The 24383-nt window shown below is 71.3% G+C and carries 17 protein-coding genes and 2 pseudogenes; 13 read left to right on the top strand and 6 right to left on the bottom strand.

Translation table 11 applies throughout. The annotated features are described in order from the left end of the window. Positions 1 to 19: 19 nt before the first annotated feature. The 3 genes from MMA15_RS04525 to MMA15_RS04535 all read left to right on the top strand — a co-directional run bounded on the left by MMA15_RS04525 (position 20) and on the right by MMA15_RS04535 (position 2057). Positions 20 to 946, top strand: a complete 927-nt coding sequence (locus MMA15_RS04525; RefSeq protein ID WP_241057669.1) for a hypothetical protein — start codon at positions 20 to 22, stop codon at positions 944 to 946. 236 nt (positions 947 to 1182) lie between these two features. Then, a complete protein-coding gene (locus MMA15_RS04530) occupies positions 1183 to 1647 on the top strand; it encodes a PPOX class F420-dependent oxidoreductase (protein WP_241057671.1) in 465 nt (154 codons plus the stop codon). 224 nt (positions 1648 to 1871) lie between these two features. After that, entirely contained in the window at positions 1872 to 2057 is a 186-nt protein-coding gene (locus MMA15_RS04535; RefSeq protein ID WP_241057672.1) for a hypothetical protein, read from the top strand. Positions 2058 to 2248: 191 nt separating this feature from the next. On the opposite strand, the gene MMA15_RS04540 is transcribed toward MMA15_RS04535, so the two are convergent. The 3 genes from MMA15_RS04540 to MMA15_RS04550 all read right to left on the bottom strand — a co-directional run bounded on the left by MMA15_RS04540 (position 2249) and on the right by MMA15_RS04550 (position 4690). Continuing rightward, positions 2249 to 3046 (bottom strand): SAM-dependent methyltransferase, encoded by a 798-nt coding sequence (locus tag MMA15_RS04540; protein WP_241057673.1) that lies wholly within the window; start codon positions 3044 to 3046, stop codon positions 2249 to 2251. Beyond that, positions 3043 to 3963: a Sco1979 family transcriptional regulator gene (locus MMA15_RS04545; protein ID WP_372498177.1), complete on the bottom strand. Its 921-nt coding sequence runs from the start codon at positions 3961 to 3963 to the stop codon at positions 3043 to 3045. Before MMA15_RS04545 ends, MMA15_RS04540 begins: the two co-directional genes overlap by 4 nt. Before the next feature lie 235 nt (positions 3964 to 4198). Next, positions 4199 to 4690: a hypothetical protein gene (locus MMA15_RS04550; RefSeq protein ID WP_241057674.1), complete on the bottom strand. Its 492-nt coding sequence runs from the start codon at positions 4688 to 4690 to the stop codon at positions 4199 to 4201. Positions 4691 to 4958: 268 nt separating this feature from the next. Between MMA15_RS04550 and MMA15_RS04555 the strand changes: the two genes are divergently transcribed. After that, positions 4959 to 5657, top strand: coding sequence for a class I SAM-dependent methyltransferase (locus MMA15_RS04555; protein WP_241057675.1), 699 nt, complete (start codon positions 4959 to 4961; stop codon positions 5655 to 5657). 66 nt (positions 5658 to 5723) lie between these two features. After that, positions 5724 to 6092, top strand: coding sequence for a hypothetical protein (locus tag MMA15_RS04560; protein ID WP_241057677.1), 369 nt, complete (start codon positions 5724 to 5726; stop codon positions 6090 to 6092). Positions 6093 to 6296: 204 nt separating this feature from the next. On the opposite strand, the gene MMA15_RS04565 is transcribed toward MMA15_RS04560, so the two are convergent. From MMA15_RS04565 to MMA15_RS04575, 3 genes and pseudogenes are all read right to left on the bottom strand, one after another. Continuing rightward, on the bottom strand, positions 6297 to 7757 hold the full coding sequence (locus MMA15_RS04565; RefSeq protein WP_241057678.1) for a glutamate synthase subunit beta: 1461 nt from the start codon (positions 7755 to 7757) through the stop codon (positions 6297 to 6299). After that, a pseudogene (gene gltB / locus MMA15_RS04570) lies at positions 7750 to 12332 on the bottom strand (glutamate synthase large subunit). Before gltB ends, MMA15_RS04565 begins: the two are co-directional and overlap by 8 nt. Before the next feature lie 654 nt (positions 12333 to 12986). Then, positions 12987 to 13721, bottom strand: coding sequence for a VIT1/CCC1 transporter family protein (locus MMA15_RS04575; protein WP_241057679.1), 735 nt, complete (start codon positions 13719 to 13721; stop codon positions 12987 to 12989). 380 nt (positions 13722 to 14101) lie between these two features. Between MMA15_RS04575 and MMA15_RS04580 the strand changes: the two genes are divergently transcribed. The 8 genes and pseudogenes from MMA15_RS04580 to MMA15_RS04615 all read left to right on the top strand — a co-directional run. Next, the gene (locus MMA15_RS04580) at positions 14102 to 15280 is read left to right on the top strand and encodes a LacI family DNA-binding transcriptional regulator (RefSeq protein WP_241057680.1); all 1179 of its coding nucleotides are present in this window, start codon (positions 14102 to 14104) and stop codon (positions 15278 to 15280) included. Further along, complete coding sequence (locus MMA15_RS04585; protein ID WP_241057681.1) at positions 15277 to 16239, top strand: carbohydrate ABC transporter permease; 963 nt, start codon at positions 15277 to 15279, stop codon at positions 16237 to 16239. The genes MMA15_RS04580 and MMA15_RS04585 overlap by 4 nt, the downstream gene beginning before the upstream one ends. 101 nt (positions 16240 to 16340) lie before the next feature. Next, positions 16341 to 17171 carry a carbohydrate ABC transporter permease gene (locus tag MMA15_RS04590; protein WP_241062986.1) on the top strand — a complete coding sequence of 277 codons (831 nt, stop codon included), beginning with the start codon at positions 16341 to 16343 and terminating at the stop codon, positions 17169 to 17171. Beyond that, the gene (locus tag MMA15_RS04595) at positions 17171 to 18484 is read left to right on the top strand and encodes an ABC transporter substrate-binding protein (protein WP_241057682.1); all 1314 of its coding nucleotides are present in this window, start codon (positions 17171 to 17173) and stop codon (positions 18482 to 18484) included. The genes MMA15_RS04590 and MMA15_RS04595 overlap by 1 nt, the downstream gene beginning before the upstream one ends. A 222-nt stretch (positions 18485 to 18706) precedes the next feature. Further along, positions 18707 to 20002: an ADP-ribosylglycohydrolase family protein gene (locus tag MMA15_RS04600; protein WP_505016607.1), complete on the top strand. Its 1296-nt coding sequence runs from the start codon at positions 18707 to 18709 to the stop codon at positions 20000 to 20002. After that, on the top strand, positions 19999 to 21438 hold the full coding sequence (locus MMA15_RS04605) for an ADP-ribosylglycohydrolase family protein (RefSeq protein ID WP_241057686.1): 1440 nt from the start codon (positions 19999 to 20001) through the stop codon (positions 21436 to 21438). Before MMA15_RS04600 ends, MMA15_RS04605 begins: the two co-directional genes overlap by 4 nt. Further along, positions 21435 to 22847 (top strand): ADP-ribosylglycohydrolase family protein, encoded by a 1413-nt coding sequence (locus tag MMA15_RS04610; protein WP_241057688.1) that lies wholly within the window; start codon positions 21435 to 21437, stop codon positions 22845 to 22847. The genes MMA15_RS04605 and MMA15_RS04610 overlap by 4 nt, the downstream gene beginning before the upstream one ends. Continuing rightward, a pseudogene (locus MMA15_RS04615) lies at positions 22844 to 24230 on the top strand (ADP-ribosylglycohydrolase family protein); the annotation flags it as partial. The gene MMA15_RS04610 and the pseudogene MMA15_RS04615, both read left to right, overlap by 4 nt. Positions 24231 to 24383: the final 153 nt, after the last annotated feature.

Here is a 24383-nt window from a genome sequence, read left to right on the forward strand (position 1 = left end):
GACTCCGGGGGTGTTGTCGATGACGGCACAGGACGCGCCGACCGGCCCTGCCGCGGACGCCGTGGAGCGGGGCTTCCCGCACCTGGCGACCGTGCGGGCCGCCGTCACCGCGCTCTACAAGCGCCTCTCGCCAGACACCGTCCGGCAGTTCGACGTCAGCGTGTCACCCGCCGACGTGGCCTTCTCCGACGACGAGGACCTCTACACCGGGGTGCAGCGCGTCGCCCGCGTCATGGTGCAGCAGTTCCGGCTGCCCGACGCCCGCATGATCGTCAGCTTCCGTGAGATGGAACACGCAGCACACGTCGAACTCGCCGCGGGCCCCGAGTACTTCATCGAACTCAACGCCCGCTTCAAGCACCACCGACGCGACATCGGAGCCGCCCTCGCGCACGAGGTGATGCATGTGTATCTGCACCGCCTCGGCCTCGCCTTCCACGGCACCCGCGACAACGAGATCCTCACCGACACCGCCACCACCTACCTCGGTGCGGGCTGGCTGCTGCTGGACGCCTTCCGGCAGGACCAGGTCTCCTCGCAGAAGCTGGGCTATCTCACACCGGAGGAGTTCGGCTACGTGCTGGCGAAGCGCGCCGCGGTCTTCGGTGAGGGCCCCGAAGTGTGGTTCACCAGCCCGCAGGCCTACGAGGCGTATCTCAAGGGCAGCGGGCTGGCACGCGCCGACGAGACGCGGCCGCCGCTGGCCGCCTCCGGCTGGGCGGGCCGCCGCCGCTATACGCGGGACCGGCGGCACGCGCTGGCCCGTCCCCGCGCCACCCCGTATCCGCCCGACGCCGACGCCTACTCGTACGCCTTCGAGAGCCGCTCGCCGGTGCGGGTGTCCTTCCCCTGCCCGACGTGCCAGCAGCGCATCCGCGTGCCCGTGCGGGGGCGGATGAAGGCGCGGTGCGGGCTGTGCCGCTCCGTGCTGGACTGCGACACCTGAGACCGGTGGACCGGGCCGGGACTGGCCGTGGCCCCGGGACCCCGCCGGACCCGCCGTACCGTGCGCTGCGCCGCCGAGAACGCCTCTCCCCCGCCGCGGCCCCGACTGCGGCCGCCCCACGGGGAGTTGAGACCTCCCCCCGCACGACGACGCCCGGCGGCGGACGCCACGGGCCGCGGGAGCCGTTGGTGACGCGACGGGCGCGCGTGGGGGCCCGATGAACTACGTTCGGCGGTATGAGCCCTTCCATCGCCACCAACACACGTGTCGAGCTGGCCGGTCTCCTCGACTTCGTGCGCCCGCGCCACCGTGCCCTGCTGATCACCCGCCGGGCCGACGGCTCGCCCCAGGCCTCGCCGTTGACGTGCGGCGTGGACGACTCGGGCAGAATCGTCGTCTCCACGTATCCGGAACGAGCCAAGACCCATAACGCGCGCCGCGATCCGCGGGTGAGCGTCCTCGTGCTCTCCGACGAGTGGAACGGCCCGTGGGTGCAGATCGACGGGGACGCCGAAGTCATCGACGCCCCGGACTCGGTGGAGCCGCTCGTCGAGTACTACCGCAACATCTCCGGCGAACACCCCGACTGGGACGAGTACCGGGCCGCGATGCTCAAGCAGGGCAAGTCCCTGATCCGCGTGACGCCACGGCACTGGGGGCCGATTGCGACCGGAGGCTTCCCGGCACGTCTCGTCGGCTGAGCCTCCGCCCCTCTCCACTGCCAGGGCGTATGCGGACGGTGACCGCCGGTCGCCGCCCGGCCGCGCTCCGGCACCGCGTGCCGCGCTGATTTTTCGGGCTGCGGGGTGCGCTCACTCGGGTGAGAATCGAAGTGCGGGGGCCTTACGGGAGCGGGTCGCATCCCACGACTCGTCGTGCCCGAACGCCCACCGCGCCCGAGTCGTTCAGGGGAGTTGACACAGAGATGACCATGACAGTGCCCATGGCCACTGCTTCGCCGTCAGGGTCGCCGAGTGAAGTCGTGACGGGCGAGGACGAACTGCCGTTGCCGCCCGGGGTGTGGCTGGAGGCGCCGCTGTGGCTGCTGGCCGGCGTCGAGGACGAGGAAGAGACCAGCTTCGAGCCGAACATCTGGCGGGGCATCGACTGAGAGCCCATCGGTTCGCGGTTCATCGGTCCGAGGTTCATCGGCTGAGAGCCCATCGCTGAGGACCCATCGCTGAGGGTTCGTCGGCTGCGGTCCGACGACGGACCCTTCCGGGCGCCGGGCTCCGGGCGCGGAATGCAGCGCCCGGTGCCGCCTCCAAGGCCCCGCGCCGCGAGGGCAGGCCCGTACCCGCTTCAGGGCTTACGGGCCGCGCCCGCGTAGATGAAGGCCTCCGCGTCGCTGATCGTGGAGGGCCCGTCGGGACGCCAGCGGTGTGTGGGCGTCAGACCGGGCTCGATCAGCTCCAGCCCGTCGAAGAAGACCTCGATCTCCGCCTTGTCGCGGATCTGCACGGGCGTTCCGCCCTCCTCGTAGATCTTCTTCACCTCCTCCAGGTGGCCGTCCTCGTCGAAGTCGGCGGTGGCGTGGGAGAGAAGCAGGAAGCTGCCGGGCGCCAGCCGGTCCAGCATCGAGCGGACGATGGCCTGCGGGACGTGCTCGTCCGGTACGAAGTGCAGCAACGCGAGCAGCGACAGGGCGACCGGCCGATCCAGGTCCAGCGTCTCGTGCACCTCGCGGCTGTCGAGCACGGAGTCATGGCGAACGTCGGCCTGTACATAGGCGGTTCGGCCCTCGGGAGTGCTGAGCATGAGGGCGTCGGCGTATTCGAGTACGAGCGGATCGTGGTCGGCGTAGACGACCGCGCACTCGGGGGCCACCTCCTGGGCGACCTGGTGCAGATTGGGCGCGGTGGGTATGCCGGTGCCGATGTCGATGAACTGCCGCACGCCGTACTCGCGGGCGACGTGGCGCACGGCGCGGTGCATGAAGTCCCGGTTGGCGCGGGCCCCCTTCTCCGCCTCGGGGAAGATCTTCTTGACCTGCTCGGCCGCCTCCTTGTCGACGGGGAACCAGTCCTTGCCGCCCAGGTAGTAGTCGTAGAGGCGTGCGGCGTGCGGTCTGCTCGTGTCGACTTCCGAGGAGTTCCTCACCGGCTGAACTCCTTGCGGAGCTGGTCGAGATACGTGCGGGGGTCGGGCAGCAGTTCCGAGGCGAGGCGCGAGATGCGGGTGTAGGCCTCGAGATGGGCGACGACGTCGGGACGCTGGTCCAGATAGACGGCGCTGGTGAGGCCGACCTCGGTGTAGACGATGTCCTGCAACTCCCGTTCCCTGAAACGGAAGTACGTCATGTGGCCGCTCGTCGCCGAGTGCGCGCCCGCGGCCAGCGGAAGGATGCGCAGCGTGATGCGGGGGTCCTTCACGGCCTCCAGCAGATGCTCGATCTGCGCGCGCATCACCGCGGGCCCGCCGACCAGCCGCCGCAGCGCGGCCTCCTCCAGCACCACCCACAGGGACGGTGCTTCGGAGGACTGGAGCAGGGCCTGTCTGCGCAGCCGCAGATCGACGCGGTGTTCCAGTGCGTCGTCGGGCTCGTAGGGGAACCCGGCGCGGATCACGGCCCTCGCGTAGTCGCGCGTCTGCAACAGGCCCGTCATGTAGTGCGGTTCGTAGACGCGGATGACCTGCGCCGCCGTCTCCAGGGAGACGTAGGCGCGGAACCAGTCGGGCAGTGCCGTCTTGTAGTTGTGCCACCAGCCGGGCTCGTTGGCGCGCTCGGCCATGTCCGTGAAGTCACGGGCCTCCTCGTCGGAGACGGCGTAGAGCCTCAGCAGCTCTCTCACATAGGGGATCTTCAGGCTGACTTGGGCGTTCTCGATGCGGCGGATCGTGAGATGACTCACGCTCAGCGCTTTGGCCGCCTCTTCCAGCGAGATGCCCCGGCTCTCCCGCAGCTCCTTCAGCCGCTTGCCGAGGACGATACGCAGCACCGTGGGCGCACTCTGGCCGCTGGGCAGTGCCTCGCTCACGCACAGGCTCCTGTCCGCGACGGACACGAGAGAGAGCACGGATGCTCCTCAAGTCCCCCTGGCCGCCGCGTCGTTGTATTGGTCGATCGTGAAAAGGACGAGGTCGGGCCGAAACTATCAGAGGCGCGTCCGCACACGGCAGGCCCCGCACCACTGCTCGTGGTGCGGGGCCTGCCAGCCGGGAGCCAACCGGCGGTCCGTGGCCGAGGGGCGTCGGCGCGTACCCGGTGCTGCGGGGGCGCACGCCCGCTCGGCGGCGTCTTTCAGGCGTGCATCAGCCCTTCAGCAGCGTCTTGCCCGTCGCCGCGTCGACGACGGTGCGTTTGCCCAGTTCGCTCTTCAGCTCGACCTTCGCCTTGTCGGTAACGATCTGTTTCGTGCAGAAGTCTGCCTTTTTGTCCTTCTTCGACCAGCCCGAGACGATCACGAGTTTGTCGGTCTCCTGCACGCGCGCCCCGTACTTCGTCTCGCATCCGCCGTGGCCCACGGTCACGGTCAGGTGGTCCTCCTTGCCGTGCACGGGCCGCTGAGCGGCTTCGAGCGGCAGCATGTCGAGGTGCCTGCCCTTGGTCTTGTCCACCTTCGGCCAGGTCTGCTCGATCTGCGCCGCGCGCTTCTCGAAACGAGTCTGCTTCTCAGGGGGTTCGCTGCTGACCGTCTGCTCGCTGCCCCCGCACGCCGTCGCCGTCAGCGCCACGGCGGCCATCGCCGGGGCGAGGACGAGCGCGGCCCTGCGTCGGGTGGTACCTGTCGTGCTGCGTCGCATCTTTGATCTACCTCCTGCTTCACGGCTCTGACGGAAGAGGTCCGCAGGAGGTTCCCCCTACGGTCCTACGGGCTGCCGCGGATGCGTTCGCGCACGTCGGAACCGGTGTGGCCGCACGTGGGACCGAAGGGGTGCCGTGCGCGGTCCGCGCACACCGCCCGTGCTCCGGTCCCTGCCGCCGCCCGTGCTTCCGTCCCTGCTGACCGTCCCTGCCCGACCGGTGTAAATCCGTGGTGCGCGTCTCGCGGGCGCCGTAGGGTCGGTCGGCGTGGCGAGAGACTTCAACGGTCATTACCACCCCCTGCTGCTGAAGCAGGTGCCCGACGGTGCCCGTACGGCCCTGGACGTCGGATGCGGTACGGGAGGCTTCGCGCGGCTGCTCGCCCGGCACGGCCTGGACGTCGACGGCGTCGACCGCGACGCGGGCGTCATCGAGGCGGCGCGGGCGGCCGGCAGCGCAAGCGGCACAGACGCCGGACCGGACCCGGGCCGGGGGCCGCGCCGGAATCCGGAACCGGGCACGGGCCCCAGTCCGCGGTTCCGTCAGGCCGATGTGCGTGCGGACCAACTCCCCGACGGGCACTACGACTTCATCTCATGCATCGCCAGCCTCCACCACATGCCGTTCGACACGGTGCTGACGCTGCGCAAGGCCCTCGCCCCCGGCGGTGTCCTCGCCGTACTCGGGCTCTGTCCCGCCCGGACCCCGGCCGACTTCGTATGCGCCGTGCCCGCGCTGGCCCTGCTGACGACGCAGCGGCTGCTGCACCGGCGAAGGCCACAGGCCGCGGTGCAGGTGCCGATGGTCTGGCCGCCGCCGATGTCGTACGCCCAGACGCGTGCGGAGGCCGCAAGGCTGCTGCCAGGTTCGACGCTGCGGCGGCTGCTGTGGTGGCGGTATCTGCTGGTGTACCGGGCCGACGGCACGAACGGCCCTGAGCGAGAAGGAAGGAGGGGATCGCCGTGAGATTCCGAACCTAGCCGCCCGCCCGGAGAGTCCGGGAGCACGGGCGGCGGTTCCGGAAGGAACGCGATGTCCCGTACGGACAAGACGAAGCCGCTGTGGGTCCGCCACGCGGAGCACCGCCCCCGCCCCGTCCACGATCACCGCCACGGCGACTGCGATCTGCCGCCGAAGCCGACGCGTGAGGAGACGGACACCCGCTGCCGCTGGGAACGCCCCGACGCGCTGCTGTTCACCCACACCTGCTGCTCGGGATGCAACAGGCGCGGCTGTGTGAAGGAGTGGCAGGGCATGGTCAAGGCGAGCAACCGCAGGGAGCGCTACGAGGGGCGGCGTCAGGCCCGCCGCGCCGCCGCGGAAGCGGCCGAAGAAGCCGAAGCGGCCGGGGAGTTCGACCGCTGCGACGAGTACGGCGAACAAGACGAACTCGGCGGCTGAGTCCGCACGCGCCGCGCGTCTGCCCCGCCTGGCGCACCCCCGACGCGGGCTCCACGGCACCGGCCGGCACCCCGCCGCCGGTGCCGCACGGGCGGAACCGCGCCGCACGGTACGCAAGCACACCACGGCACCCGCCCCGGTCGGGGAGGGGCGAGTGCCGTGGCCGTGCGGAAACCCCCGGCCCGCTCAGGCGGAGGCTGAGGCTCAGACCGCCATCGCGCGGTCCGTGGGCGCGATGGGCGACGGAAGCGCGCTGGCGCCCATGAGATAGCGGTCGACGCCCTTGGCCGCCGAGCGTCCCTCGGCGATGGCCCAGACGATCAGCGACTGGCCGCGGCCCGCGTCGCCCGCGACGAAGACGCCGTCGACGCTGGTCGCGTAGTTGCCGTCACGGGCGACGTTGCCGCGCTCGTCGAGTTCGACGCCGAACTGCTCGACAAGACCGTTCTCCCGGTCCACACCGGTGAACCCCATTGCCAGGGTGACCAGTTGGGCGGGAATCCTCCGCTCGGTGCCCGGCTTGGACTCCGGCTTGCCGTCCTTCATCTCCACCTCGACCAGGTGCAGCCACTGGACGTTGCCGTCCTCGTCGCCCTCGAAGTGCGTGGTGTTGACGGAGTAGACGCGCTCGCCGCCCTCCTCGTGCGCGGAGGTGACCTTGTAGAGCATCGGGAAGGTCGGCCACGGCTGGTGCGGTGCCCGCTCCTCCCCCGGCTTCGGCATGATCTCCAACTGCGTCACCGAGGCGGCGCCCTGGCGGTGTGCCGTACCGACGCAGTCGGCGCCGGTGTCGCCGCCGCCGATGACGACGACGTGCTTGCCCTCGGCGCTGATCGGGGAGACCGTCAGGTCGCCCTCCTGCACCTTGTTGGACAGCGGCAGATACTCCATCGCCTGGTGGATGCCGTTCAACTCGCGGCCGGGCACCGGCAGATCGCGCGCCGTGGTGGCGCCTGCCGCGATGACGACCGCGTCGTGCCGCTTGCGCAGCTTCTTCGCGTCGATGTCGCGGCCGATCTCCACCTCCGTACGGAACTTGGTGCCCTCCGTACGCATCTGCTCGATACGGCGGTTGATGTGCCGCTTCTCCATCTTGAACTCGGGGATGCCGTAGCGCAGCAGCCCGCCGAGCCGGTCGGCACGCTCGTAGACGACGACGGTGTGGCCCGCACGCGTGAGCTGCTGCGCCGCCGCCAGACCGGCCGGGCCGGAGCCGATGACGGCGACCGTCTTACCGGAGAGCCGCTCCGGCGGCTGCGGCGTGACGTGCCCGTTGTCCCACGCCTTGTCGATGATGGTGACCTCGACGTTCTTGATGGTCACCGGCGGCTGGTTGATGCCGAGCACACACGCCGACTCGCACGGCGCCGGGCACAACCGCCCCGTGAACTCGGGGAAGTTGTTCGTCGCGTGCAGCCGCTCGATGGCCGCCTGCCAGTCCTCGCGGTAGGCGTAGTCGTTCCACTCGGGGATCAGATTGCCCAGCGGGCATCCCTGGTGGCAGAAGGGGATGCCGCAGTCCATGCAGCGCCCGGCCTGCTTGCTGACGATGGGCAGCAGCGAGCCCGGTACGTACACCTCGTTCCAGTCCTTGACCCGCTCCTCGACGGGACGGGACTGCGCGACCTCACGGTCGGTGTTCAGGAAGCCCTTGGGGTCAGCCATTGGTCGCCGCCTCCATCATCTTCTCGTGGGTCTCGGACTCGCTGAGTCCCGCTTGCTCGGCGGCGTCCTTGGCGGCGAGCACTGCCTTGTACGTGGCGGGAATGACCTTGCCGAAGCGGGTGAGGGCCGTGTCCCAGTCGGCCAGCAGGGCCTCGGCGACGGTCGAGCCGGTCTCCTCGTGGTGGCGGCGCACGACGTCGTGCAGCCACTGCCGGTCCACGTCGTCGAGGTCCTCGTGGCCGTAGACGGCGTCGCGCAGACCCGCGTTGACGTTGTCCGGGTCGAGGTCGATGACGTAGGCGATGCCGCCGGACATGCCGGCGCCGAAGTTACGGCCGGTCTCGCCCAGTACGACGGCCGCGCCGCCCGTCATGTACTCGCAGCCGTGGTCGCCGACGCCTTCGGAGACCACCAGCGCACCGGAGTTGCGTACGCAGAATCGCTCGCCGACGCGTCCGCGCAGGAACATCTCGCCGCCGGTGGCGCCGTAGGCGAGGGTGTTGCCCGCGATCGTCGAGTACTCGGCGAGGTGGTCGGCGTCCCGGTCGGGACGGACCACGAGCCGGCCGCCCGAAAGGCCCTTGCCCACATAGTCGTTGGCGTCGCCTTCCAGGCGCAGCGTCACGCCGCGCGGCAGGAACGCCCCGAAGGACTGGCCCGCCGAGCCGGTGAAGGTGATGTCGATGGTGTCGTCGGGAAGCCCGGCACCGCCGAACTTCTTCGTCACCTCGTGGCCGAGCATCGTGCCGACGGTCCGGTTGATGTTGCGGATCGCGATGCGGCCGCGTACGGGCTGTGCCTCCTGCGCGGAATCGGCGGACAGCGCGTCCGCGGACAACTTGATCAGCTCGTTGTCGAGGGCCTTGGCGAGGCCGTGGTCCTGCTCGACGGCCTGGTGCATGACGGCGCCGTCGGGCAGGTCCGGGACGTGCAGCAGGGGCTCCAGGTCCAGTCCCTGCGCCTTCCAGTGGTCCACGGCGCGGGACACGTCGAGGAGTTCGGCGTGCCCGATGGCCTCGTCGAGGGTGCGGAAGCCGAGCTCCGCGAGGAGTTCCCGTACCTCTTCGGCGATGAACTGGAAGTAGTTCACGACGAATTCGGCCTTGCCGTTGTAGCGCTCGCGCAGCACCGGGTTCTGTGTGGCGATGCCGACCGGGCAGGTGTCCAGGTGGCACACGCGCATCATCACGCAGCCGGAGACCACCAGCGGCGCCGTGGCGAAGCCGAACTCCTCGGCGCCCAGCAGCGCGGCGACGATCACGTCACGGCCGGTCTTGAGCTGCCCGTCAGTCTGCACGACGATGCGGTCGCGCAGACCGTTGAGCAGCAGTGTCTGCTGCGTCTCGGCCAGGCCCAGCTCCCAGGGGCCGCCCGCGTGCTTGAGCGAGGTCAGCGGGGAGGCGCCGGTGCCGCCGTCGTGCCCGGAGATGAGCACCACGTCGGCGTGTGCCTTGCTGACGCCCGCCGCGACCGTGCCGACGCCGACCTCGGAGACGAGCTTGACGTGGATACGGGCCCTGGGGTTGGCGTTCTTCAGGTCGTGGATGAGCTGGGCTAGGTCCTCGATGGAGTAGATGTCGTGGTGCGGCGGCGGCGAGATGAGGCCGACGCCGGGCGTGGAGTGCCGGGTCTTGGCGACCCACGGATAGACCTTGTGGCCGGGGAGCTGGCCGCCCTCGCCGGGCTTGGCGCCCTGGGCCATCTTGATCTGGATGTCGTCGGAGTTGACGAGGTATTCGCTGGTGACGCCGAAGCGGCCGGAGGCGACCTGCTTGATCGCCGAGCGGCGGGCCGGGTCGTAGAGGCGTACGGGGTCCTCGCCGCCCTCGCCGGTGTTGGACTTGCCGCCGAGCTGGTTCATGGCGATGGCGAGGGTCTCGTGCGCCTCCTGCGAGATGGAGCCGTACGACATGGCGCCGGTGGAGAACCGCTTGACGATCTCGCTGACGGGCTCCACCTCCTCGATGGGCACCGACGGCCGGTCGCCCTTGAGCTGGAAGAGGCCGCGCAGCGTCATCAGGCGCTCCGACTGCTCGTCGACGCGCTGCGTGTACTGCTTGAAGATGTCGTAGCGGCGGGTCCGCGTGGAGTGCTGGAGGCGGAAGACCGTGTCCGGGTCGAACAGATGCGGCTCGCCCTCGCGGCGCCACTGGTACTCGCCGCCGATGTCCAGGGTCCGATGAGCCGGGGCGATGCCGGTGGCCGGGTACGCCTTAGCGTGGCGGGCGGCGACCTCCTTGGCGATGACGTCCAGGTCGGCCCCGCCGATCTTCGTCGTCGTGCCGTGGAAGTAGGTGTCGACGAAGGACTCGTCCAGGCCGACGGCCTCGAAGACCTGGGCGCCGCGGTAGGAGGCGACGGTGGAGATGCCCATCTTGGACATCACCTTCAGCACGCCCTTGCCGAGCGCCTTGATCAGGTTGCGGATGGCGGCCTCGGGGTCGGTGTCGCCGGGCAGGAAGGTGCCTGCCCGCACCAGGTCCTCGACGGTCTCCATGGCGAGGTAGGGGTTGACGGCGGCGGCGCCGTAGCCGATGAGCAGCGCGACGTGGTGCACCTCGCGCACGTCGCCTGCCTCGATGAGCAGGCCGACCTGGGTGCGCTGCTTCGTACGGATCAGATGGTGGTGTACGGCCGAGGTCAGCAGCAGCGACGGGATCGGGGCGTGCTCGGCGTCGGAGTGCCGGTCGGAGAGCACGATGAGGCGGGCGCCTGCCTCGATGGCGGCGTCGGCCTCTACGCAGATCTCCTTGAGGCGTTCGGCCAGGCCCCTGCCGCCCTCGTGCACCCGGTAGAGGCCGGAGAGCGTCGTGGCCTTGAAGCCGGGCAGGTCGCCGTCGGCGTTGATGTGGATGAGCTTGGCCAGCTCGTCGTTGTCGATGACGGGGAAGGGCAGGGTCACGCTGCGGCAGGACGCGGCGGTCGGCTCCAGCAGATTGCCCTGCGGGCCGAGCGACGAGTGCAGCGAGGTGACCAGCTCCTCGCGGATGGCGTCCAGCGGCGGGTTGGTGACCTGCGCGAAGAGCTGTGTGAAGTAGTCGAAGATCAGCCGCGGACGGTCGGAGAGCGCGGCGATCGGCGAGTCGGTACCCATGGAACCGATGGGCTCCGCCCCGGTCTTGGCCATGGGCGCCAGCAGTACGCGCAGCTCCTCCTCGGTGTAGCCGAAGGTCTGCTGGCGTCGCGTGACGGAGGCGTGCGTGTGGACGATGTGCTCGCGGTCCGGCAGGTCCGCGAGGTCGATCAGCCCGGCCTCCAGCCACTCCTCGTAGGGGTGCTCGGAGGCGAGCTGCTCCTTGATCTCGTCGTCCTCGATGATGCGGTGCTCGGCGGTGTCGACGAGGAACATGCGGCCCGGCTGGAAGCCGGCCCTTGCGCACCACGCGGGAGGGGTCGATGTCGAGGACGCCGACCTCGGAGCCGAGCACGACGAGCCCGTCGTCGGTGACCCAGTACCGGCCGGGGCGCAGCCCGTTGCGGTCGAGCACGGCGCCGACCTGGGTGCCGTCGGTGAAGGTGACGCAGGCGGGGCCGTCCCAGGGCTCCATCATCGTCGAGTGGTACTGGTAGAACGCCCGGCGGGCGGGGCTCATCGAGTCGTGGTTCTCCCACGCCTCGGGCACCATCATCAGCACCGAGTGCGGCAGGGAACGCCCGCCGAGGTGCAGCAGCTCCAGCACCTCGTCGAAGGTGGCGGAGTCGGACGCGCCGGGGGTGTTGACGGGGAAGATCCGCTCCAGGGCCTTGCGCTGCTCGTCCTCACCGGCGTCGGTGCCGCGTCCGAACAGCTCGGACGCGAGCTGCGACTCACGGGCACGCATCCAGTTGCGGTTGCCCTGGACGGTGTTGATCTCGCCGTTGTGCGCGACGAAGCGGTACGGGTGCGCCAGCGGCCAGCTCGGGAAGGTGTTGGTGGAGAAGCGGGAGTGCACCAGCGCGATGGCGCTGGCGAAGCGCCGGTCGGACAGGTCGGGGAAGAACGGCTCCAACTGCCCGGTGGTCAGCATCCCCTTGTAGACGAGGGTGCGGGAGGAGAGCGAGGGGAAGTAGACCCCGGCCTCCCGCTCGGCCCGCTTGCGCAGCACGAAGGCGAGCCGGTCCAGTGCGATTCCCGTACGGGGGGCGCCGGTGTCCTTGTCGGCGGTCGCGTCCTTCACGAAGAGCTGGCGGAAGGACGGCATGGTCGCGCGGGCGCCGGGGCCCAGCAGCTCCGGTGCGACGGGCACCTCGCGCCAGCCGAGTACGGTCAGACCCTCCTCGGACGCCAGTGTCTCGATCTGCGAGACGGCTTCGGCTGCGTCGGACTCCTCGGCGGGCAGGAAGGCGATGCCGACGGCGTAGCCGCCCGCGGGGGGCAGCGGGGAAGCCGGCGGTCTCGCGGAGGAAGCCGTCGGGGACCTGGAGCAGCAGGCCGGCGCCGTCGCCGGTGTCGGGGTCCGAGCCGGTGGCGCCGCGGTGTTCCAGGTTCCGCAGTACGGTCAGCCCCTGCTCGACGAGGGCGTGGCTGGGCTCACCGGTCAGGGTGGCCACGAAGCCGACACCGCAGGCGTCGTGCTCGTACCGGGGGTCGTACATGCCCTGCTTGGCAGGGTGGGCCGCCTGAAACGATGCACGCATCGGCTCTCCCGTCGTCGTCATGGCTTGTGCTCCCCCGGCGAGCGCCTGGGGGGCGGGGTCTCCCGGCGGGGCCGGGGGCCGAGGGACGACGTTGGCCCTCCGCTGAACAAATTTCCGTGAAGATTACATGGTGGACCAGAACCCGAAAAAATGACGTCGCGTCTCGGATCGTGGGCGCGACGACCACATGTCGATACGAGAAGGGTTGGTCCCGGGACCTGCGGCGGGGGCGTGGGTGGCCCCTGTGCAGCAGGGGTGTGGGCGGGCCCGTTGCGAGCGTCGTTGCCCGCGGGCCTTCGGGCTTTTGCCCCGCTACAGGTGACCTGAAACCGAGAAGTAACAAGGAGATCGTAACGGGGCCGGCGGCGCCGGGGCCAGGCACCGGCGGCGCCCGGCCCGCAGCTCAGCCCTGTTTCCGGCCCTGGGGTCCGCGTCCGGGCACCGGGCACGGGCTCGGTCCAGGGCCACATCCCACGATCTCAGACGGGCCCCGGTCCGGGCCCTCGTGATCTCAGAGCCCGGAAGCGTTGGATCTCGGCCCCGGACCTCAGCCGGTGACCTCCGCCTGGGACCGCTGCCTGGGACCGCTGCCTGGGACCGCTGTCCGGAACCTCAGCCGAGGGCGACCCCGAAGACCGCGCCCAGCCCGTACGTCACGGCCGCCGCAGCCGCACCCAGCGCGAGCTGCCGCAGCCCGCTGAACCACCACTTGCGCGCGGTGACCCGGGCGACCATCGCACCGCAGGCGAAGAGCCCGGCGAGAGCCAGCACCACCGCGTACCACAGCGACGTGGCACCCAGCAGATACGGCAGCACGGGCAGCACGGCGCCGACGGAGAAGGACAGGAACGAGGAGACCGCGGCGGTCGCCGGGGACGGCAGATCGCCGGGGTCGACGCCCAGCTCCTCGCGGGCGTGCGTCTCCAGCGCCTGCTCCGGGTCCTCGTGGAGCTGCCGGGCGACCTCCATCGCCAGGTCGGGCTCCACGCCGCGCGACTCGTAGACCGCCGCCAGCTCCTTCAGCTCGTCCTCGGGGTGGCGCCGCAGCTCACGTCGCTCGACCTCCAGCTCGGCCTGTACGAGTTCGCGCTGCGAGGCGACGGAGGTGTACTCGCCCGCGGCCATCGAGAACGCGCCTGCCACGAGTCCGGCGAGCCCCGAGATGACGATGACCTTGTTCGAGGCGTCGCTGCCGGCGACGCCGGCGACCAGGCCGAGGTTGGAGACCAGGCCGTCCATGGCGCCGAAGACGGCGGGGCGCAGCCAGCCGCCGTTGATGTCCCGGTGTGTGTGGGTGTGATCCCGGTGATCCACGCTGTGCCCTGTGTCGCGCTCCATGACCGCCATGTCTTGTCCGCTTCCCTCCCGTACGGAGCACCGCCGCGAGGCCGCGGCACCGCCGTGCTCCGTCCCCATCGACACCTCGAAGGTATGCGCGAGACGAGCGGGCCCGCCAGCAAGGAAGGCCGAACTTACCTGGTGAGGAGGGGCGCCGGCGGGGTCGAGGGCGGCGGTCGGCGAGACCGCGAGCGCGGCGCTCGCTTCGCCGGACCCGACCCGATCCCGATCCCCGATCTCATCTCCGATCTCGATCTCCGACCCCGGCGCGGTTCTCGGCCGCGATCTTGTCCACAGGGGTTGACGAGTGCGATCCGTGGCCGGAGGATGCCGGACCGTGGCTGTAAACGTTTCCAGCGGCGCACGTACATATGAGGGGCGGTCGGACCGTGGTGACGACAGGGGGAGCCCCCACCGTCGAGACGATCGCAGAGCGCGCCGGTGTCTCCATAGCGTCGGTCTCCCGCGTACTCAACGGGCACGGTGCGCGGCCCGAGACCATAAGCCGCGTGGAGCGGGCAGCCGCCGAGGTCGGCTATGTGCCCAACGCCGTGGCCCGCTCCCTCAAGGGCGGCCGTACGAGGCAGCTCACCTTCGCCATGCAGGACATCGGCAACCCCGTCTACGTCGCGATGGTCCGGCAGATACAGGCCATCACCAAGGCCGAGGGCTACCGCCTGCTGCTGCACTCGACCGACGCCGTCGCCGAGGACGAACTCGCCGTCGTGCGCAGCCTCGCCGACCGTACGAGCGACGGGCTGATCCTCTGCCCGATCCGCGTCACCCCGGAGCACGTCGAGGCGTTGCGCACCGCCGCACAGCCCGTGGTGGTCATCGGCTCGCTGCCCGACGAGGCACCGCCGGTCGACAGCGTCCGCGCCGACTCCGTCACCGGGGCCGAGCTGGCGGTGCGGCATCTGGCCGCCACGGGCCGACGCCGTATCGCGTTCGTCAACGGGCCCGGCGACACCGTGCCGGGGCGCAACCGCCGCCTCGGCTACCGCCGGGCGCTGGAGGCGTGCGGGCTGCCCGCGGACCCGGAGCTGGAGGTGACCACCGAGTTCACGATCGAGGACGGCGCCCGCTCACTGCACCGGCTGCTGGACCGGGCCCGGGGCGCGAGCGGCTCCGGCGGTCCCGGGTTCGACGCCGTCTTCTGCGCCAACGACCAGCTCGCGCTCGGCGCCTCGCAGGCCCTGCACTCTCGCGGGCTGCGCATCCCCGGGGACGTCGCGGTCGCGGGGATGGACGACACCGTGCTCGTACGGGCCGGATGGCCGCCGCTGACCAGCGTCGATCTCGGCTCGGCCGAGCGCGGGAGGATCGCGGCGCAGATGCTGCTGGAGCGGATCTCCGGGTCCGGGCAGGGGCAGGGGACGGGGCAGCGGAAGGAGCCGCCGCCGCGAGTGCGGACGGTCACGCCGCGCCTGGTCGTACGGGCCTCCTCCGACCCGGCGTCCGACCGGGCGGCGTACGGCCCCTCGGCTCCCGGCGCATCGGAATCCGGCGCATCGGAATCCGGCGCGCCCTCCCCCGGCGACCGCCTCCCCGGGGAGGTCGCCCCATGAGCGCCACCGCCACCGGGACCGGCGTCTCGCCTTCCGCGAGCACCGGCACCCCGCCGCCCCGTACCACGGCGGCCCGCAAGCGGGCCCTCGGTCTCGACCGCGACGCCTGGTTCCTGCTGCTGCCCGCTCTGCTGCCGGTGCTGCTGCTGAGCGCGGGCCCGCTGTTGTACGGACTCTCGCTGGCCTTCACCGACGCCCAGTCCGGCCGCAGGGAGGTCACCAGATTCACCGGCCTCGCCAACCTGTCCGATCTGCGGCTGGATTCGCTCTTCTGGGACTCCTTCAGGATCGGCCTCGTATGGGCCGTGTCCGTGACGGCACTGCAACTGCTGCTCTCGCTCGGCCTCGCGCTGCTGCTCGACCAGAACCTCCGGTTCCGCTGGCTGGCCCGCACGCTCGCGCTCGTGCCGTGGGCGATGCCCGAGGTCGTCGTCGGCGTGATGTGGCGGCTCGTCTACAACCAGGACGCGGGCATCCTCAACTCCACGCTCCGCGACCTGCATCTGATCTCCGAGAACGTCGACTGGCTCGCCGGGATCTCGCTCGCCCTGCCCGCGGTGATCGTGGTCGGCGTGTGGGCGGGCATGCCGCAGACCACGGTCGTACTGCTCGCGGGGCTCCAGAACGTACCGCTGGATCTGCACGAGGCCGCGGCGCTGGACGGCGCGGGCCTGTGGCAGCGCTTCCGTTCGGTGACCTGGCCCGCGCTGAAGCCCGTGGTGCTGGCGATCACGGCGCTCGACTTCATCTGGAACTTCAACTCCTTCGGCCTGGTCTACGTGCTCACCGGCGGAGGACCGGGCGGGGCGACGCGGCTGCCGATGCTCTTCGCATACGAAGAGGCGTTCCGCTACGGGCAGTTCGGCTACGCCGCCGCGATGGGGCTGGTGATGGTCGCGGTCGTAGCCGTGCTGCTGACGGTCTTTCTGCGCAACCGGCTGAGGGAGGACGACCAGTGACCCGCCCAGCGACCCGGCCGACTTCCCGGCCTGTGACCCCGTCAGGGACCCGGCCAGGGCCCCGGCCAGGGCCCCGATCAGGGCCCCGATCAGGGACCGCTCTGCGCTCGGGCGCGGCCCGCGCCGGCCAGTATCTGGCCCTGCTCTGCTATCTGGTCTTCCTCGCCTTCCCTCTCCTGTGGCTGCTGTCGACGGCCTTCAAGTCCCCTCAGGAACTGGGCTCGGTGGACGCGTCCTGGCTGCCCCGGCACCCGTCACTGGACAGCTTCACCGCCGCATTCGGGCAGCAGCCGCTGGCGCGTTCGGCGCTCAACAGCGTCATCGTGGCCTCGTGCGCGGCGGCGGTCTCGGTGGCGATCGCGGTGCCCGCCGCGTACGCGATGGCCAGATACCGCTCGGTGGTCGGCAAGGCGGCCACGGGCTGGATTCTGGTCAGCCAGATGTTCCCCTTCGTGCTGGTGATCATCCCGCTGTTCCTGGTGCTGAAGAGCTTCCACCTCATCGACTCCCTCACCGGGCTCGTCCTCGTGTACGTGGTGTGGAACCTGCCGTTCGCGCTGTGGATGCTCCAGGGCTATGTGCGCGCCGTGCCCGCCTCGCTGGAGGAGGCCGCCGCCATCGACGGCTGCGGACGGCTGCGGACCTTGCGCAGCGTCGTACTCCCCCTGCTCACGCCGGGGCTGGTGGCGACGGTGATGTTCTCCTTCGTCACCGCCTGGAACGAGTTCTTCTTCGCCCTGGTCCTGCTCAAGTCGCCGGAGAAGCAGACGATGTCCGTGATCCTCACCCACTTCATAGGCGCCGAGGGCGCCGCCGACCTGGGGCCGCTGGCCGCGGCGGCGCTGATGGCGACCCTGCCCAGCCTGCTGTTCTTCGCGCTGCTCCAGCGGAGGCTGGTCAGCGGCGTGATGAGCGGGGCGGTGAAGGGCTGATGAGGCGCCGCGACTTCCTCACAGCGGCGGCGACGGCCGGAGCGGCCGGAGCCCCCGCCCTGCTCGGCGGCTGCGCGACCACCGGTGGCGGCGACTCCGGGCCGATGGACTTCCTCAGCCTGGCCTGGCAGAAGGAGTCCATCGCGGTCAACAAGGCGCTGGTGGCCGAGTGGAACAGGCGCCATCCGAAGGCACGGGTCCGCTATGTGCAGGGCGCCTGGGAGTCCGTGCACGACCAGTTGCTCACGTCCTTCGAGGGGGGTGAGGCGCCCGACATCATCCACGACGAGGCCAACGACCTCACCGACTTCGCCCACGGCGGCTATCTCGCCGACCTCCGCCCGCTGCTGCCCGAAGACCTCAAGCAGCAGATATCGCAGGCCAATTGGGACACCGCCACCATCGAGGGCGGCGTGTACGGAGTGCCGTTCCTGCACGACCCACGCGTACTGATAGCCGACCGCAGGCTGCTGGAGAAGTCCGGCGTACGGATACCGACCGCCGAACGGCCCTGGAGCTGGGGCGAGTTCGAGGACGTCGCCAAGGAACTGACCCACGGCCGGGGACGCGACCGCAGATACGGCGTCGCCTGGTCGATGAAGGAACCCGTCAACCAGTCCGTCAATCTGGCGATGAGCACCGGCGGCGCCGTCTTCCACCGCGAGCACGGAAAGAACGTCGTGCGCTTCGACGACGCCGACTCCCGCGTCTTCGAACTGATCCACCGCCAGGTCAACGAGGACCGTACGGCGGCCAGAAGCACCCTCGGCATGGCCGGTTCCGACACGCTTCCGGGCTTCTTCGCGGGCCGGTACGCGATCGTGCCGCTCAACTTCTCCTTCCGGCAGCAGGTCCAGCAGCAGGCACCGGACGACTTCGAATGGGTGACGCTGCCGATGCCCGCCGGGCGCGGCACGAAGGGCGGGGGACAACTCCAGGGCGTGAGCCCGCAGACCCTGTCCGTCTCCCAGGACACCTCGCGGAAGGAGGCAGCCATGGCGTTCATCGCGTTCCTGACCCGCCCCGGCCACATGGCTCGTCTCGCGAAGGGCGACTGGCTCGTTCCCACCGGACGTGAGGCACTGCGCGATCCGGCCCTCGACACCGGGAAGTACGGCTGGAGCACCGGGCTTCGGATCGCCTCCGACCTGCGGGCGTCGCCCGTACTGGGCGTACGCGGCTACCCGGAGTGGAAGGACAAGGTCGCCACGCCCGCCCTCCAGGAGTACTACGCGGGCGGCATCGGCCTGCGCGCCCTGCGGGACAAGCTCGTCGTCGACGGCAACCGCATCCTCGCCAGGTATCAGCGCTGACCGGCGACGTACGGCAGCGAGAGCGAGGCCCGGGCGCACGGGCGCACGGGCACGGAGCGAAGAACCGAGAACGGCAGCAGAGAGCGAACGCGCAGAAAGACGGCAAACAACAGCAAACGACGGCAAACAGCAGCAGCTACGACAGCGGCAACAGGCAGCAGCAACAGCTACGGATCAACGGAACAGACGCAGGAACAACGGCACAGAACGGCAATCCGCACCATGAGCGCAGCCCCCGCCTCCCCGGCACCCTCCGCCCCCTTTCCCGCACGGGAGCATCCGCCCGCCCCCGTACCGGCGCCGTCCGCGGAAGGGACGTCCCCCGCGCGGAAGGCGGCGCCGAACGTCCCCGCGCCCGCGGATCTGCGTGAGAGGGCACGCGGCGGAATGCTGGGGCTCGCGGTCGGCGACGCGCTCGGCGCGCCCGCCGAGAACATGAAACCGTCGCAGATCAGGGAGCGTTGGGGCCGCATCGAGGGCTTCGTGGAGGAGGAGCCGTCGGGCACCGACGACACCGAGTACGCCGTCTTCTCCGGCCTGATGCTCGCCGAGCACGGCTCCGAATTGACCCTCGCGCACGTCGAGGAGGCGTGGCACCGCTGGATCGCCAACCTCGACGAGGGCCCTTTCCGGGGTGCCGGGTTCAGCGAGCGCGGCACCCTGGAGAACCTCCGGCGCGGCCTGGCCGCCCCCATCTCGGCACAGCACCGGCACGCGTGGAGCGACGGACTGGCCATGCGTGCCGCGCCGTTCGGGATCTTCGCCGCCGGGCGCCCGGCCGAGGCCGCGCGCCTCGTCGCTCTCGACGGCACCGTCAGCCACGACGGCGAGGGCATCTACGGAGGCCAGGCCGTCGCCGCGGGTGTGGCCGCCGCGATGGTGGGGCGCGGTACGGACGCCGTGATCGCCGCCGCGCTCTCCGTCGTACCGGAGGACTCCTGGACGGCACGCTCGCTGCGCCGCGCCGTCGCCACAGCGCAACGCGCCCGCCACGACCGCGACGCCACGCGGCTGGGGCGGGAGCGTGCCGTGCGTTCGGCCGTGGTGATCGGCGGCTATCCGTGGATGGATCTGGCGCCGGAGGCGGTGGGGCTGGCGTTCGGCGCCTTCGCCGTCGCCCAGGGCGACTTCAGGGACTCCGTGCTGACCGCCGTCAACATGGGACGCGACGCCGATACGACGGCCGCCGTCGCGGGCGCGCTCGCCGGGGCTCTGGGCGGTGCGGGTGCCGTGCCCGAGGAGTGGGCGGCGGAGATCGGGCCCGCACGAGGGAGTTGTCTGCCGTCGATGGCGGGCTATCACGTCCTGGACATCGCGGAGTTGCTCACGCCGCTCCCCGAGCACTCGGACACTCCCCCGGGCTCGGCCCCGGGTTCTTCACGGCGGGGGACGTCCGGCCGCGGCGGCGCCAAGAGCCGTGCCAAGAGCCGTGACGACGCCGAGAACCGTGACGGTGCCGAGAACCGTGACGGTGCCGAGAGCCGAGACGGTGCGACGAAGAAGAGGACGCGGCGATGAGCGGTACGGGGTCAGGCGGAGGGGCAGTCCGCCTGGGGGGCGCCGCACAAGCCGGTACGGACGGCAGTACGGGCGTCCACGGCGGCGCCGGTGCCCACGGCCTCGCGGGAGACGGCAACGGGGCCGGGACAAGGACCGGGACCGGGACACGGGCCGGGACCGGGACACGGGCCGGGACCGGGACCGGAGACGGCCCAAGTGACGCCGCCGGCGGCCGAGTCGGCGCCCGCCGCGCGGCCGCTGCCGCCCCCGCCGGCAGTGAACCGCCCCCGGACCCGCGCCGTATCGAGGGCCTGCTGCTGGGCATCGCCGCGGGCGACGCCGCCGGGTGGCCCGCGGCACGGCACCGCGCTTCCCGTATGCCGGAGTGGACGCGCAGGCTCACCCGTGAGCTGGACACCTTCGCCGAGCACAACGCCACCACCACCCTCCCGGTGCCCATCGCGCTCAACCAGCCGCCCGAGCCGCTGCGGCTGGGCCCCTCCGACGACGCCGAATGGGCCGCGTTCACCGCGGAGTCGGTGCTCACCGCCGCGGGTGCGCTGCTGAGCGACCTGGGCCGGGACCGCAGAATCCGCGCCGCCGTCGACCTCGCCTGGAACGAACTCGCCGGTGAGGTCGCCGCCGCCGCGGGCCGCGCTCCCGAGGTGGAGTCGGCGGTGCTGCCGCTGCGTGCCCGCATCTCCGTACGGGCCGGGCTGGGGAACCTCGCGACGGGCCTGCGGCCCCCGGCGACAGGCCACGACAATCCGCACTTCTTCGACGACGCCGCCTGCGTACGCGCGGCCGTGCTGGCGACCGTCCACCCCGGAAGTCCGTCCCGTGCCGCCGACCTCGCCGAGTGCGACGCCCGCTACACACAGGACGGCGACGGCGTGCACGGCGCCCGTGCCATGGCGGCGGCCGTCGCCGCGGCGCTCGGCGGCTCGGACGCGGAGACATGTGTCGCGGCGGCGATGGTCCAACTGCCTTCCGGTACGGAGATCCGCCGCAACGCGCGGCACGCCGTACGCCTCGCCCGCGAGGCCGCCGCCGACCGGCCCGGCGGCGCGGGCAACGCCTTCGCCCTCGTGCCGGTGCTGGAGCACGAGATCGTCGACCACATCTACAGCTACGGCATCGCCGCCGCCGAGACCGTTCCCGTAGCGCTGGCGCTCTGCCTCGCCGGGGGCGGCTCGATCGCCGAGGCGGTACCGGCGGCGGCCTGTCTCTCCCGCGTCGCGGACTCCGCTCCTGCCCTCGCGGGCGCGTTGACGGGTGCGATCGGCGGCGGTGCGGCCATCCCCGGGAGCTGGCGGAAGGCATGCCGCACGCTCTCCGGCTGCGCCCTGCCGCGCCTCGCCGGAAGAGACCTCGTCGAGCTGGCCGAACTGCTCGTACAGACCGAACTGACCACGCCCGAGGGCACTTTCGCGGAAGGAACGACCTGCGTATGAGGCCCACACCGATCTCCGCACCGACGACCGCATCCGCCTCCACCGGCCCGTCCGGCGAGGCGCCCTCGGATACGTGTGCGGGTGAGTCCGCGGACAAGTCCGCGAGCCCCGACGCGAGTACGGGCACGCCGACGCTGGAGGACCGCGTCACCGGCTGCCTCGTCGGGGCCGCGGTCGGCGACGCCCTCGGCGGGCCCGTCGAGGGCTGGAGCCCCGAGCAGATCGTGGAGCGCCACGGCGGACGGGTGGAGGGCATCGTCGGCCCGTTCTACGAGGACTGGCGCAACGCAAGGCCGATCGCCCCGTACCACAAGGGCGACGGCCACGTCACCGACGACACCCTGATGACCCACGCTCTGGTGCGGGTCTATGAGAAGGTCCGCGACCACCTCGGCGCGTACGACGTCGCCGAGCATCTGGTGCCGGATCTGATGGGCGATCCCCGCTGGATTCCCGAACTCGAGGCGGAGGCACTGCCGTTGCAGCGGCTCTTCCTCGCGGAGAAGTGGATCGTCGCAAGGCTCCACTACGGCCACGCCGACCCGCGCGAGGCGGGCACGGGGAACATCGTCAACTGCGGTGCGGCGATGTACATGGCGCCCGTGGGGCTGGTCAACGCCGGTAATCCCGCGGGTGCTTACGCCGAGGCGCTGGATGTGGCGGGCGCTCACCAGTCGTCCTACGGGCGTGAGGCCGCCGGGGTCTTCGCCGCGGCGGTCGCCTCGGCGTGCGGACCGGGCGCGACACCGCAGTCCGTCGTGGAGGACGTGCTGGCGCTGGCGAAGGACGGCACCCGGGAGGCGATCGCGGCGGTGTGCGAAGTGGCCGCCGGATACGGCGCCTTCGAGGAGGCGCTGAAGCCGCTGCGCGACGCGGTCGCCCCGTACGACACGGTCGGCCCGGAGTACCGCAACCCGTCGCTGGGCGCCCGCCGCCCCTCGCGGCTGCACTCCATCGAGGAACTGCCCGTCGCCCTGGGCATGTTGCTCGTCGGCGGCGGCGACTTCCGCCGTACGGTGCTGGGTTCGGTCAACTACGGGCGCGACTGCGACTCCATCGCCACGATGAGCGGCGCCGTCGTCGGCGCCATGCGGGGCGCTGACGCCGTACCGGAGGAGTGGGGCACGGAGGTCGCACGCGCCAGCAGACTCGATCTGCACGCCCCGGCGGCTTCGCTCGCGAAGGTCGCACGTGAGGTCTTCGAACGCGACCTGGGACGCCGCAGGGCCCACGAGGCCGCGTTCCGCGCCATCGCACCGGACGACGACGGGGAGGCGAACCCGGGCCGCAGCGGCGGCAGTTCGGCACAGGCGCCACAGGAGACCGACGGGGCCCGTGCCACCGGCACCGGTGACGCCCGTACGAGCGGCGCACCCGGCGCGCCCCGCACCGCCGAGGACGGTTCATGATGCGGCTGACCTGGGTGCAGCCCGAGGATCTGCTCGGGCACGAGCTACGGCAGGCAGCAGAGGACGGCCGTGACGTCTCCGGGGTCGAACGGGTGTGGCGCGATGCGGGAGGCGCGCCCGCGCCCGAGCGGGCGGGCGCGTCCGAGGCGCCCGCCGATGCGCGGCTGCGTGCTACGGCGCTGCGTCTCCTGGATGAACTCGCCCTGCTCCCCTCCCCGTTGGCCGACGACGAGCCCACGGATCTCGCCGCTGTGAAAGCGGCGTGCCCGGACTGGCCGGAGCCGCCACGGCCACGCGACGGGTCCGCCCCACGGCCGCATGGGCGGCGACGAGGGCCTGCGGGAGCGTCTGGAGGCCGCGTGGCTCGGCCGTGCCGCGGGCTGTCTCCTCGGCAAGCCCGTCGAGAAGATGCCGCTCGACGGCATCCGCGAGATCGCCCGCGCCACGGGCAACTGGCCGCTCGACGGCTGGTTCACCCAAGTCGGCCTGCCCGACGCCACGTTGAGGCGGCTGCCGTGGAACCGCCGCAGCGCGGCCACCTCTCTCGCCGAGAACATCGACGGCATGCCCGAGGACGACGACCTCAACTACCCACTGCTGGGCCTGCTGTTGCTCCAGCGTCACGGGAACGCCTTCACCACCGCGGACGTCGCCTCGCTCTGGCTGGACGAGCTGCCCGCGGGCCGCACCTTCACCGCCGAACGCATCGCCTACCGCAACCTCCTCGACGGCCTGGAGCCACCGGAGACCGCCCGCCGTCACAACCCGTTCCGTGAGTGGATCGGCGCGCAGATCCGAGCCGACGTCTTCGGCTGGACCCACCCCGGCGATCCGGGTACGGCTGCCGAACTCGCCTGGCGCGACGCCGTGTTGAGCCACACCGGCAACGGCGTCTACGGGGAGATGTTCGCCGCCGCCGTCGTCGCCGAGGCGGCCTCCGTCGACTCCCCCGACGTCGTGTCCTGTCTGCGTACCGGGCTGCGGGTCGTGCCGCCGCGTTCCCGTCTCGCCCGTGCCGTCGGCTTCGGCATCGAGGCGGCACTCGCCGAACCGGCGGGCGACGCCGCCGGGTTCGAGTCCGTGGTCGACCGTCTCCACCGCGAGTACGGGCACCACCACTGGGTGCATGTGCTGCCCAACGCGGCGCTGCTCGCCGCCGCGCTCACCCATGCGCGAGGCGACTTCACCGGCTCCGTCTGCCGTGCGGTGTCCGGGGGTTGGGACACCGACTCGGTCGGCGCCACCGCCGGTTCCGTCGCGGGACTCCTCGCGGGCTCGCCCGGCGTACTGCCCTCCCGATGGACCGCACCGCTGAAGAACCGGCTGGCCACCAGCGTCCGCGGCTTCGACGGCACCGGCTTCGACGCCCTTGCCGCTCTCACCCGTGACCTGGCCGTGCCGCATCCGTCCGTTCCACACGAACCTGCGTACGCGCATGGGGGGTTCGAACAGCCGCACCCGTACGGCCCGTCAGCCGGTGCCACCGGCCGAGACCGACAGGAGACCTCCGCACCGTGACCGACACGACGCCAAGTT

The sequence above is a fragment of the Streptomyces marispadix genome (genome assembly GCF_022524345.1).
GTDB classification, from domain to species: Bacteria; Actinomycetota; Actinomycetes; order Streptomycetales; family Streptomycetaceae; genus Streptomyces; species Streptomyces marispadix.